The sequence below is a fragment of the Candidatus Thermodiscus eudorianus genome (genome assembly GCA_015521085.1).
Lineage (GTDB): Archaea > Thermoproteota > Thermoprotei_A > Sulfolobales > Acidilobaceae > Thermodiscus > Thermodiscus eudorianus.
This window is the reverse complement of sequence record WAOW01000006.1, coordinates 272,418-284,802: the sequence shown is the minus strand read 5'-3', so window position 1 is coordinate 284,802 and position 12,385 is coordinate 272,418. Positions and strand designations below refer to the sequence as shown.

Genomic DNA, 12,385 nt, shown 5'->3' with positions numbered 1-12,385 from the left:
CGGGCAGTGTGTGCAAGGAGCAGGGACGTATTCACCGCGCGATGATGACGCGCGGTTACTAGGGATTCCACGTTCACGAGGGCGAGTTGCAGCCCTCGATCCCAACTGAGGCGGGGTTTGAGGGATTGCCTCCCCCTTTCGGGGTCGGATCCCGCTGTCCCCGCCATTGTAGCCCGCGTGCAGCCCGGGGGTTTAGGGGCATGCTGACCTGCCGTTGCCCCCTCCTTCCTCCGCCTTAGCGGCGGCAGTCCCCCCATAGTGCCCCCAGGGTCACCCCTGGGGTAGCAAATGGGGGCGGGGGTCTCGCTCGTTGCCTGACTTAACAGGACACCTCACGGCACGAGCTGGCGACGGCCATGCACCTCCCCTCAGCGCGTCAGGCAAGGCCTTCAGCCTGGCCATCATCCTGCTGTCGCCCCCGGTGGAGGTTCCCGGCGTTGACTCCAATTAAGCCGCAGGCTCCACCCCTTGTGGTGCTCCCCCGCCAATTCCTTTAAGTTTCAGCCTTGCGGCCGTACTCCCCAGGCGGCGGGCTTAACGGCTTCCCTGCGGCACTGGGCGGGCCCTCTCGCCCGCCCAACACCTAGCCCGCATCGTTTACAGCCGGGACTACCCGGGTATCTAATCCGGTTCGCTCCCCCGGCTTTCGCCCCTCACCGTCGGGCGCGTTCCAGCCGAGCGCCTTCGCCACTGGTGGTCCTCCCGGGATTAATGGATTTCGCCCCTACCCCGGGAGTACCCTCGGCCTCTCCCGCCCCCTAGCCCGACAGTATCCCCTCCAGTCCCCGGGTTGAGCCCGGGGCTTTAGGAGGGGACTTGTCGAGCCGGCTACGGGCGCTTTAGGCCCAGTAAGCACCCCGACCATACGCGCCGGGTGTCCCGGTTGGCCTGCAGGCGGACCATTTTGGATGCTTGAGGTCTAAGCAATCAAGCAGACGCGCTACCTGTTTAACCCCATAAATTTCAAGGGAGTACCAGGTATGGCGCTCCTTCTTTCTCAGGTATATGTGATATTTTACACCACATACATCTAGGTACTTGGGGACGGCCTCTATGAGTTCGATCCTGGAGTTTGTGAACCGGACCCTAACCTTAGAAGGAGTACAATCTCCTTCTGCATCGAACAATCCACTGACATAATAGGCGGTGGGGTTCTCCCTTAACCTGTCAATTAGACTCTGTATACCCGTAACTACATTCTTCCGGTATAGTCGTAGGTAGCAGTATCGAGATCCACGGTAGACGCTATATCTGGCCGTGTTGAAACATTTCCTGATTATCTCCGACAGGTAATCAATTTGCAAGCACTCTCGGTCAGTGACTTTGAGCTCATATCCTCTTCTGGGATCAAAATACAAGAGGCCGTCTCCATCAACATATCCAGCAAGATACTCAAGCAGACTATTACACTCCAAGTCCGCCCACCAGGCCAACTCGAAGACAACCCGGTCTCGCGGGGCTGGTATTACCGCGGCGGCTGACACCAGTCTTGCCCCCCGCTTATTCCCCCGCCTACCTACAGCGGGGAAAAGCCCCCACGAGGGGGGCACTCGGGGTAGCCCCGTCACGGTTGCCCGCATTGCGGAGTTTTCGCGCCTGGTGCGCCCCGTAGGGCCTGGGCCCTTGTCTCAGTGCCCATCTGGGGGCTCCCGCTCTCACGGCCCCTACCCGTCGTAGGCTTGGCGGGCCGTTACCCCGCCAACTACCGTGATGGGACGCAGCCCCATCCTCGGGCGCACCGCCGGCGATAACCCCCGGCGGCGCCTTTCGGCGGAGAACCATTCCAGGCCTCCCCGCCTATCGGGGATCAGCTCCAGTTTCCCGGAGTTGTCCCCGTCCCGAGGGTAGGTTAGCCACGCGTTACTCAGCCGTCCGCCACGCCCCGCAGCGGCGGGGCGTTCGACTCCCATGGCTTAGCCCTACCCCGATAGCGGTCGGGTCCGGCAGGATCAACCGGAGTTACGGCCGCGGCTGCCCGCAGCCGCGGGCGGGCCAAGAGGTGTAGAGGCCGCTAAGACGCGGGTCCAGGCCCGGAGTTGCCCCTCGGGCTTGCGCGGACTCGCCTCGAAGCCCCTGTCGGACCCGAACTTCCCCAGGTTACTTTTCTGGGGGTGTTCGGGTCCCCACTGGTTAATCGTACACTTCGGCCGCCCGCTGTTTCTCTTTCCTCGGGTGGCCGGCCAAGCTTCTACTGATTCCCAGTCTGGGGTTTTAACCCTTATGGTCTGGTATGGATGGGGTCATGTATTATAACTGGCTTGGGGGTGTGCCCGCGGCTGGAGGCTGGAGGCTCATCCACCCGGTTCATGTCTCCTGGGGGCTCTGCCCCTAGTCGCCCCCGCGCCGCCGCCGGGAAGCCGCGGGCATGTATACTATTGGGGGCTGGAGTGTATAACCGTTAGCGCCCGGGTGTTCGTTGCCTCAGTTTTATTATTAGGGTGGGGGGAGCGGCTCGACCCTGCGCGGGCTCGTCATCAGCGAGAGCCTAGGCCCTTTCGAGCCCGTTCATAGCCGCTAGTTCTACTAGCAGTCGTGCAGCGGCATATTACTTTCTACTATACCTTAGGCAGACGAAGCCTTCTCCACCCTGGTAGGCTCTCGGCTCTTCTACGCGTTCAACCCCGGGAGGGTATGTTAGAGTCGCGTAGGCATGAGTCCTCCTTAGACCCAGGCCCGCCGCCAGCTCGTCTACCTCTTCGACCGTGTAGAATCTAGCGATGCGATAGAAGGGGTGATTCATAGAGGACAACTGCAGGTAATACTCGCCCCATGGAGAGTCCCGGGGGACGATGCACGCTACAAGGGACCCTCCATCGGCCAGGATCCTCGACGATTCGCGGAAGACGCTGACGGGGTCATCGACGAAACAGAGAGTGACGACCATCAAGACCGTAGAGAAACGACCGGTCCCCAGCGGCAGGCTCTCCCCAACCCCAACAACCACCTCTAAGCCTCTACTCCTAGCAACCCGAAGCATATTGAAACTCGGGTCAACGCCCAGATCACAGCCTAGCCTGGACGCGAACCAGCCGGTGCCAACGCCTATCTCGACACAGGGCCCGCTTAGACCCTCTAAAGCCTTGGAAACGGTTAGAAGCTCGCTGTACGCTAGGCTCTGATGCCTTAGATACCATTGGTCATAGCGTTCGTAAAGCCTATCGAAGACGGAGGCGGTCGACACTACCCACCGCCACCACGGACCCGGGGGGTAGCGGGTGGACAGCTACGGGTTTAAACTGTTGATTCAAATAACTCTAAGGAGATAACGGGGGATGACGGGGCAGGGACGTTCCGAGCCCTCAAGCAAGGGCGATGGAGAAGGTCTGGAGCGAGCGGGACCCCCAGATGGTGTAGCACGGGTTGAACATAGTAGACCTGCTCGACAAACTCAACGAATACGGGCCGCCAGGACTCTTCCTAGTCTCCTTTATAAGCAACGCGATACCCGGGTTCCCAGCGATCTACCTGGCATTCGTCGGGACCTATGCACTCGTGGCTACCGACACGACCCATGCATCACTAGCAATCATAGTATCCGGACTAGGAGCCGGCCTAGGGAAGCTATTCGTGTTTATGTCATCGAGAGCCCTCGGAAGAGCCTCTAAGAGGCTGAAAAGCGTCAAGGAGAAGACCGAGTGGCTCGGGGAGGAAGCCGAGAAGGGAGTCTTTATACTGGTCTTGCTATTCGCAGCGTTACCATTACCCGATGATATACTATACATACCCCTCGGACTCACAGGGTTCAGGGCAGCGAGCTTCGCCATAGCTGTGATACTGGGGAAGATAATACTTACTGCCCTGGTATTCTTCCTAGGCAGGGCCTATAAGAGCCTCTTCGAGTCGATAACCTCAGCATCTGCCCAGGAGAATCTGGGCCTTCTAGTGGGAGGCATGGTAGTCGCATCGATTATAGCAACCGCGATAATATTCTCGATGGACTGGAAAAAGATCTATATGACCTACAAGAGGCATGGATCGATAAAGGCTACCCTACAGCTAATCCTGGAGCTCGTCAGGGTGGCCACCTTTAACTTCATAAACCCCGAGAACCCACCCGCGAAGAGCCAGCTATGCATAGCCCTATGCCTGTCGACAGTATTAGCGCCTATAGGCTATCTCTACACAAAAGACGCCAGATACATGGTCATCTCATGGATAACGGTATTCGAGGCATATGCACTGTATAATTACATAAAAACCCGGGCAAAACCCGTGAACAACCAGTAAATAGGCTCCAAGCCATAGGCCACGAGGGAACCGCTAGAGTGATAAAGACAATACTATGGAAGGAGCTCGTAGACCTATCACGCGACCGGAAAACCCTAGCCGCCGTGATAATACTACCCTTGCTAGGCCTGCCGGGACTAGCCCTAATAGCGGGCTCCCTAGCCTCAACCCAACAAATCACCATAAACATAGCGGTTAGAGACGCGAGAGCAGTAGGACTCGCAGGGAAACTCGCACACATGCTAGAGGACTACATCAAGGGATCCGGCTACAGGGTGAATATAACAGTCACAACCCAGCCACTCCAGCCAGCGTACTACGACCTACTAGTCACAATCCCAGAAGGCTTCACAGATAACCTGACAAGCCTAGACAAGACAGCCAAGCTCATCGTCAGCGCGGGACTAGGCACAGGGGGAGACATAGCGCTACAAGCACTAAACAACGCAGTAGCCGTGATCTCGCACCAGATCGTAGTCGAGAGGATAGAGCTACTCTCGCAGAAGGCAGGATTAAGCGTCGACCCTGCCTCCCTCCTAGACCCAATCAAGATAGCAAGGACCTACCACGAGGCGACAGGAGCCCCCGCCTCCCCGCAACAGGCCCAAGCAGCCTTCACCGCACGACTACTCGAATTCGCTTTCCTCTTCGTAGTAAACCCCGCTGTAGTCTACATGGCGGATAGCGTTGTGGGCGAGCGGGAGCGGAAAACCATAGAGAAGTTGCTCCTGTCACCAGTCGGCAAGCTAGAGCTACTCGCCGGAAAGATGATAGCGTCATTCATATTGGGCTTCATAGCCTCCCTAGTAGACGCTCTAGGAATACTAGTATTCTTCAAGCTATCGGGCCTAGAGGTGACCATAACAACAGGACTAGCACTGACCTGGTCCCTCTCGGCAGCCCTGGTCATCCTAGTCACCTCCTCTATGGTCGCCATGGTCTCGGCTAGGAGCGAGTCTGTCAGGTCGGCCCAGAACGCATCCTTCATAATACTAGCCGCGGCCATGGCGGTTTACTTCGCAGCCCTCCTAGTAGACCTATCCAGGGTCCCCTCAACCGTCTCGCTAGCCCTACAGCTAATACCCTTCACCCACGCAGCCCTAGCAGTCCACACCTACGCAATAGGCGCTCCAAACGGGCCAGTACAGCATCTAGCCCTCCTAGCCCTATTCCTCCTCATATTCCTATACCTAGCCGCTCGATCCTTTGACAGCGAGAGGATACTGCTACACCACTAGGGGCTCAGATGGTTAATCCATCCCCATCGCAACTCGGAGACCGCTATCCTCCTCACAGCCCTCCCTAGCCCGTGCAACGCCGAGCCCATAAATTTTAGCTGGAGACGCGGAGCGTAGACTCTCCCGGTGGAGTATTGCTGTTAAGGTCGAAGTGGGCCTATATAGCCCTAGTCATAGTAGCGGTCGCGAACATATCCACGGCGTCGATACTGGTAAGGCTAGCAGGAGTCCACGGGCTAGTAGCGGCCACATGGAGGCTGATACTCTCATCGGCAATTACCCTGGTACTACTCTCCCTATCCAGTGGCAGAGAGAGCCTGAAAGCCCTGAGTACACGCGATGCGCTACTCATGACGGCGTCCGGAATAGCGCTAGCACTACACTTCGGGCTATGGATGATGAGCCTCTTCCACCTAACGGTTGCAGCCAGCGTCACTATAGTGGACAGCTACCCGGCCCTCCTAGCAATAACAGGCCGCTACATACTGGGAGAACGATATAGCCGGGTCCAATTGACAGGCTCCCTCATAGCCATGGCTGGAGTAGCGGGGCTCGCCGTGTCCTCGACCCGCTCGGCGCTGCACCCGCCAGGCGGGGATCCGATAGTGGGCTCTATACTCTCGCTAGCTGGCATGGTGGCAGTGGCGGTATACTTCCTGATAGGGAAGGCTATGAGGGCTAAGTATAGCACCCTAACCTATACAGGCATAGTATATAGCATTGCAGCCCTAGTAGCCGCATTATTGACGAAGCTCTCCGGCTACAACATTACAGGCTACACGCTAGAAACATACCTATATCTCCTAGGGCTAGCCCTCCTACCAATGCTGGGAGGACACACAATAATCAACTTCGTCCTAGAGAAGCTAAGCCTACTAGCAGCGACAGTGCCAGTGTTAGGGGAGCCGGTAGGCGCCGCAATACTAGCATGGATAATACTAGGCGAGCCGACCACGCCCTTAGAAGCCCTCTGGATGGCGGTAACACTCACCGGGATAGGAATGGTCCTGCTAGGCGAGAAATAGAGTGTTGGTGCAGAAGCCTACGGGGCCTCAGAGAGCAAATCCAGGGTCTCTAGGCTCCACGACGCTACGGTTGGAATCTCACCGGCATTATCGGAGGTCCCAGTATCTAGCATTACATAGTATGGCGTCACGCCGAGGGAGACGGTGTAGAGCACATCTCCATTATAGTATGACCTAACACCGCCTACATGGTTTAACTCCCCCAGATACGCCAGGCGGGGGCCGTCTTCGACGGCGAACACCACCGGCTTATAGTACACGTGTCCGTCAGAGCCTCTAGACCACGCGGGAAACACGATAATCCCATACCGGTCTACATAAGTGAAAGCCTTATACCCCTGCTCCCAAGAATGCAGTACAGGGGAATCCCAGTACTTAGTCTCAAGCCTGTCAACCAACACAAGCCTACCGCCATCAACCTTGTAGAGCGATAACCTAACGAAGCCTCGATCGTCAACCCCTACACCCAGCAGGAGATCATCGCCGACCGGGTGGAGGTACGAGTCGAAACCGGGCCCCTTCAAGTACCCTATAACGACAGGCTCTGCGGGGTTGCTGAGGTTTACGGCGAAAAGCGGGTCAACTCTCCTGTACGTGACGAAATACAGGGTATCTCCGATTAATCTAACACCATAGACCTTCTCATCCAGAGCCAGGTCCCTCAGGGAGGATACATTGCTAAGACTAGTGCCATTGAGCACATAGAGGGAAACCGAGCCACTAAGCCATAAAGGCTCGGTTAGGACAAGGAGGTAGCCCCTATAGGGTTCGAGTTGCCAGCTGTTATCAACGATCCCCGGAACCGTGGTGGTCCCCGTCAACTCTATCCTATCCGGCCTAAGTCTCAAGGCGTAAAGCCTAGTATTATGTCCTGAACCCGCCTCTCCACGAGGAACTATGAGGTTGCTACACGCCAGGTACAGGGTTGAGTCGGCGGACAGGACCGCTACAATGTTATCGGCGGAACCTAAGAGTGCCATTGCATTGTACGACGCATCCGTCGAGTTAATAGCGGCTACCAATGTATAGTGCATCGTACTGTTCCCAAGGACCACCACCCTTTCGGGCTCCAGGAGGCGGCCATTAACTGTTGGAATCACGGCGTAGACGCCGGTCCTATACTTGACATATGCCTCCTCCCTGGCTACAAGGGATACAGTATCCCCGGTAAGTCTAGTGTCTACGAGGCGTCCGTCCACTATGACTGAGCCTACGGGATTCATTCCAGCGTCCATTACCGCTACAATAGTCTTCACCGGGTAGAACTCCAGGGTACCATTACTATGCAGTAAGTTGAAGTCGACGCCAGAATATGCGACCGATATAATTGCTATTATCCTATTGTCAGTCATCATCAAGCGAACAGATAGTACGTCGAGTGGTAGCCTGTACATGATACTCTTACCATCGACCATCAACGTGATAGTGGCGTTCGGGGCAAGCTCCTCGGCTAGGCCTCTTATGCTAATTGACTTCACAAGCGTAATAGCCCGGGGATCGGAGACATTATACAATCGCAGGAACCCTCCACGGGCAACGAGCAAGTGTGTCCCATTGAAGGCGGCTATATCGCCCTCAAGCACGCCCCGGACCTGGAAGTTGCCCTGGTAGATCTGTCCTGCTGGCTCGGTTCCAGCAGTAGCAGCCGTTGTATAACCGGCCTTGACTGGAGTCTCCGAGAGGAGGCCGTACTCCGGTACATAGCCCGGGACCCCGTACCCTATGACGCCCTGGCGGGGTCCGTGAGACGCGTAGTCAAGGATTAGATCTACCAGTTCAGACCACCGCCCGTAGACTTCACCCATCGCACTAACATTCGCTAATGCACCAGCCACCGTGTCCACACGGCTTGTAACGCTGGAGGTTCTAATGGCGGTTCCATCCTCCCCGCCCCTGTGCCATGCCACGAAAGCAGATAAGATTATAATAATTATGATAATTATGGAGTAATATCGGGCACCGCTATCCACTGCAACCACCGCCATTATACCCGATTAATTTATGATAATAGAGCTAGGCGATCGTACGCCGCTGTTCGAACAGTTAGTCTTATACGGCCCGTCCTCGACAAGGACAGTGTCGACTGGGTTGAACGCGATGAGGCATGCAATAACAGCGGCACTAACGTTTCTGGCGTTAATCATACTCGCGCCGATATCAATGGGCGTCTCCACGACAGAGGTCACAGTCGAAACCCCCGATGCCAGCGAAAACAAGACGATAACAGTTAACTGTGAGGGGCTAGAACTACTAGTGCATATCAGAGCCAACACCCGCAACGACACAACAAGGATTACAATACTAGGCAAAGGCCTGGCCAGCGGGGATAGGATAAAGGTGCTGGCCTGCATAACCGAGATACTCCAAAGCCAAGCCCTACAGACCCTGGGAGCCGAGACGCCGGCTAAAGCCATGAATACAGGGACTGCCGGTATAAAGACGGCAACCGCCCTGACGCCGTATAGCTTGGAGAACCAGGAAACCCCTAAAGCCCCCAGTAGAGAACAACAGAGCCGGGGAGAAAAAGCGGGTGAAGACGCAGTAATGCGCGCCTTAATCGCGATGATAACGGGGCTCCTAGGCGGACTATTCTTCGCCAGGATAGGCAGGCTCTAGAGGGACAACCCGTTTGGACGAGGAGAGGGACCCCGTCGCAGTACTAGGCGGTACTGCCCTACGAGTGTACATGTATCTACTATCGCGTGACGACTTCGTAGGCGTGCGCGACCTCCAGAGAGCCCTAGGCTTCAAGAGCCCTAGCACAGCCAGACACCACCTCGAACGCCTAGCCGAGCTCGGACTCCTCAAAAAATCAAGCACCGGCTACAAAGCACTCCCCCCGAAGGGGATCCTCCGGGAGATAATAGTGATCAAGGGGAGACTACTCCCGCGAAGCATCTTCGTAACAGGCTTCCTGATAGCAGCGACGATAGCATACGTGCTATTACCGGGGCGCGATCCTGCTGCGAGCATCCTACTGGCAGTAGCCTCGATACTGCAATCAACAAACACATATAGATTATATAAATCAATAAAAAACATAATTAAAAAGGATTAAACTTGGCTATTACACAAAGAGTACGGAAATCCTTCAAGGCACGGCCTAGAGGTTTCAAGTCTAGGAGCCCTCAACTGACTGTGGCGGGCCCGCCGGGATTTGAACCCGGGACCGCCGGCGTCTCCCGCACAGGCAGGCTTGTCCGGCGCTTAGAAGGCCGGCGCTCTGTCCTGGCTGAGCTACGGGCCCTTCCTTGTAGTTGGCTTGTCTAGTCGAGTTTATCAAGGTTTTGTCATGGGCGGGAAGCTGTTAAGGATCCCTCTATCGTGTGCACCTGGATTAACCGGGAGGGAGTCCAGTATAGGTATCTATGGTATTTGTATTACGATTCTTCGTAGATTTTCTTGTATAATTCTGCTTTATTGTATGCTGGAACTCTAGAGACAGTATTACATAACTTTATATTATTTTTTTCTATTAATTTTTTATATGTTGTTTTTGGTGGTGTGCCTTGGAGGAGCGCAATTAAGGCGGCCATCCTGGCCACCGCGATTATATTCGTATAGATAATGCAGTATATTGCTATGTGACGCGAGACGCGTTCACACGACACGGATACCATGGCGTAACGCTTATATCGCCTCTCGCCTAGCGATAATAGTAATGAAGAAAAGGAGGTGGACTAGGATGCCGGAGAAGCTAAAGTTCTTCGATATCGTCGCGAAGAAGCCCTTCGAGACCGACAAGTACACTGTAGAGGTCAGGACGACCAAAAAAGGCAGGAAGGTAAAGATCGCCTTCGCCATAAGCCCATACACCGGCAAGAAGATCGCCAGAATACTAGGCCCAGCCTAGCCCGGGAGAACCCCATCCAAATTATTTTTCCCCTTTACTCGAACACGCGATATGCACTCTAGATCGACGGGTAGCCTCCTATGACAGGTAGAGGACAGCGCGTGGCAGGGTACCTAATCCACACTGGTCCACTGGCTGTAGTAGCGGCGTGGGTGGTGATAGGCCTATCCTGGTACCTCAACAGGGATTGGTTTGTCTTCGCTAGAGACGCCTACAGTGACTTCGGCACCAGCACGAGTTGTTGCCCTGGGCTTTACAACTACGGCCTGATAAGCGTGGGGTTCCTGCTAGCCCTATACGGGGTATCCCTGTGGGTTCTCGGTAAGAACAAGTTCGAGGTAGGCGGTAGCGCCTATATGGTCCTGGCGGGCGTATTCCTGGCACTCATAGGGGTATACCCGGGAGGGACTAGGCCCCACGTATTCGTGTCTTCCTGGTTCTTCGTACAGGCGGATATGGCCCTGATACTCGTAACCCTAGGGGCGTGGATTAGACTAGGGAGCAGGCTATCCTATGCAGGGTTCTGGGCTTCTCTAGCAGCTTTTCCCGTAGCCTTCCTTCTGGACAGGATATTTCCCTGGCCTAGTGCCGCTGTCCTAGAGACCTATGGGATATTCGTGATTGACGTTGTAGCGATACTAGTCTACATCGATTATAGAAGGGTGGCGGGGGCCTAGGAAGGGGTCCCTCTACGGGTATATCCTGTCGCGGAACCGTGGGAACGGTATAGAATCCCTGATATGGTCTAGCCCGGCTATCCACATAACATACCTCTCCACTCCAAGCCCGAAGCCGCTGTGCTGGACGGACCCGTAGCGCCTGAGGTCAAGGTACCACTGGTAATCCCTGGGATCGTATCCCCTCGACTCGATCTGCCTATACAGTTCCTGGTAGTCGTCTTGCCTCTCGCTACCACCCACTATCTCGCCTATACCCTCTGGGGCTAGAAGATCGAAGGCAAGCGCTTCCCTCGGATTCTCTGGGTCCGGCTTCATATAGAAGCTCTTCAACTCCATGGGGAAGTGTGTTATGAAGAAGGGCCTGTCAAAGTCTTCGGTGAGGAGGCGCTCCTCGTCGGCCCCCAGGTCATCGCCATACACTATGTCTACGCCCTTAGCCTGGAGCCTAGATATGGCGTCCTCGTACCTGATCCTGGGGTATGGCGTCTTAGTAGCGGGCTCCAAGCGCTCGGTATCCCTCTTAAGGAGGGACAGCTCCTCAAGCCTATCTTCTAAGACCCTCCGCGTCACATACGCTACGAGATCCTCTACAAGCCTCATCTCATCCTCCATGCCAGCCCAGGCCTCTTCAGCCTCAAGGTGCCAGTACTCGTAGAGGTGCCTCCTAGTCCTACTCCTCTCGGCTCGAAAGCTCGGGGCAAGGGTCCAGACGCGCTCCAGGCTGAAGATGAGCGCTTCAAGGTAGAACTGGCTGCTCTGAGTCAGATAGGCTGGCCGCCCGAAGAAGTCTACTTTGAATAGGGTTGCACCACCCTCTACGGCGGCCTGGGTCAGCATAGGGGGGCTGACCTCCCAGAACCCACGTTGCTCGAAGAATTCGCGGAACGCCTTGAACACCGTCTCCCGGATCCTCCATACAGCGGTCAGTTTTCTACTCCTAATCCAGAGATGCCTCACATCGAGGAGGTAATCAATGCCCTCGCCGCCCTTAATCGGGAAGTCCTCCGCCAGTCCGACGATCTCGAACCGGGAGAGTCTAAGCTCCACGCCGCCTGGAGCACGGGGATCTCTGGCTACAACTCCCTCCGCCACAATGCTGGACTCTATAGTAGCTCTTCGGGCCTCCTCGACGTACTCAGCCGGGGTATACCTCTCGTCGGCCACAAGCTGTAGGATTCCCGTGGAATCTCTCATGACAACGAAGACTTTCCTGCCCAGGTCCCTGTGCCTGTAAACCCATCCTCTAACCTTAGCCCTGGACCCGGGCTCAAGCTCTTTGACTTCCCTCGCCGAGAGATAGTCGTCGGCCATGCTGGATCCCCGTCACGCATCCCCAAGGTATAGGTTTACAGTGTAATATTA

10 protein-coding genes, 1 tRNA gene and 1 rRNA gene are annotated in these 12,385 nt (G+C 55.7%); 7 read left to right on the top strand and 5 right to left on the bottom strand.

Translation table 11 applies throughout. From position 1 onward, the window contains the following. Position 1 precedes the first annotated feature (1 nt). Positions 2–1,960: ribosomal RNA gene (locus tag F7C38_06980) — 16S ribosomal RNA — on the bottom strand. A 585-nt stretch (positions 1,961–2,545) separates the two neighbouring features. Next, positions 2,546–3,181: a class I SAM-dependent methyltransferase gene (locus F7C38_06975; protein ID MCE4601287.1), complete on the bottom strand. Its 636-nt coding sequence runs from the start codon at positions 3,179–3,181 to the stop codon at positions 2,546–2,548. A gap of 179 nt (positions 3,182–3,360) precedes the next feature. Here F7C38_06975 and F7C38_06970 point away from each other — a divergent pair, with 179 nt between their 5' ends. The 3 genes from F7C38_06970 to F7C38_06960 all read left to right on the top strand — a co-directional run bounded on the left by F7C38_06970 (position 3,361) and on the right by F7C38_06960 (position 6,490). Next, positions 3,361–4,227, top strand: a complete 867-nt coding sequence (locus tag F7C38_06970; GenBank protein MCE4601286.1) for a VTT domain-containing protein — start codon at positions 3,361–3,363, stop codon at positions 4,225–4,227. A 38-nt stretch (positions 4,228–4,265) separates the two neighbouring features. Continuing rightward, complete coding sequence (locus F7C38_06965; GenBank protein MCE4601285.1) at positions 4,266–5,465, top strand: ABC transporter permease; 1,200 nt, start codon at positions 4,266–4,268, stop codon at positions 5,463–5,465. A gap of 134 nt (positions 5,466–5,599) precedes the next feature. Beyond that, positions 5,600–6,490, top strand: coding sequence for a DMT family transporter (locus tag F7C38_06960; GenBank protein MCE4601284.1), 891 nt, complete (start codon positions 5,600–5,602; stop codon positions 6,488–6,490). Between the two features lie 17 nt (positions 6,491–6,507). Here the strand turns inward: F7C38_06960 and F7C38_06955 are convergent, their stop codons facing one another. Further along, a complete protein-coding gene (locus tag F7C38_06955) occupies positions 6,508–8,469 on the bottom strand; it encodes a beta-propeller domain-containing protein (protein MCE4601283.1) in 1,962 nt (653 codons plus the stop codon). A 109-nt stretch (positions 8,470–8,578) separates the two neighbouring features. Between F7C38_06955 and F7C38_06950 the strand changes: the two genes are divergently transcribed. Next, positions 8,579–9,106, top strand: coding sequence for a hypothetical protein (locus F7C38_06950; GenBank protein ID MCE4601282.1), 528 nt, complete (start codon positions 8,579–8,581; stop codon positions 9,104–9,106). A 13-nt stretch (positions 9,107–9,119) separates the two neighbouring features. Then, positions 9,120–9,548 carry a LexA family transcriptional regulator gene (locus F7C38_06945; protein MCE4601281.1) on the top strand — a complete coding sequence of 143 codons (429 nt, stop codon included), beginning with the start codon at positions 9,120–9,122 and terminating at the stop codon, positions 9,546–9,548. Positions 9,549–9,629: 81 nt separating this feature from the next. On the opposite strand, the gene F7C38_06940 is transcribed toward F7C38_06945, so the two are convergent. Continuing rightward, positions 9,630–9,737 (bottom strand) — tRNA-Arg (locus F7C38_06940). Positions 9,738–10,175: 438 nt separating this feature from the next. Here F7C38_06940 and F7C38_06935 point away from each other — a divergent pair. Beyond that, positions 10,176–10,343 (top strand): hypothetical protein, encoded by a 168-nt coding sequence (locus F7C38_06935; protein MCE4601280.1) that lies wholly within the window; start codon positions 10,176–10,178, stop codon positions 10,341–10,343. Positions 10,344–10,423: 80 nt separating this feature from the next. Then, entirely contained in the window at positions 10,424–11,020 is a 597-nt protein-coding gene (locus F7C38_06930; GenBank protein ID MCE4601279.1) for a DUF998 domain-containing protein, read from the top strand. Positions 11,021–11,032: 12 nt separating this feature from the next. On the opposite strand, the gene asnS is transcribed toward F7C38_06930, so the two are convergent. Further along, positions 11,033–12,334, bottom strand: a complete 1,302-nt coding sequence (asnS, locus tag F7C38_06925) for an asparagine--tRNA ligase (GenBank protein ID MCE4601278.1) — start codon at positions 12,332–12,334, stop codon at positions 11,033–11,035. Between the last annotated feature and the right edge of the window lie 51 nt (positions 12,335–12,385).

Excerpts from the sequence above, each read along its gene's own strand:
- asnS (MCE4601278.1), bottom strand. The coding sequence starts at position 12,334 with ATGGCCGACGACTATCTCTCGGCGAGGGAAGTCAAAGAGCTTGAGCCC.
- F7C38_06930 (MCE4601279.1), top strand. The coding sequence starts at position 10,424 with ATGACAGGTAGAGGACAGCGCGTGGCAGGGTACCTAATCCACACTGGT.
- F7C38_06935 (MCE4601280.1), top strand. The coding sequence starts at position 10,176 with ATGCCGGAGAAGCTAAAGTTCTTCGATATCGTCGCGAAGAAGCCCTTC.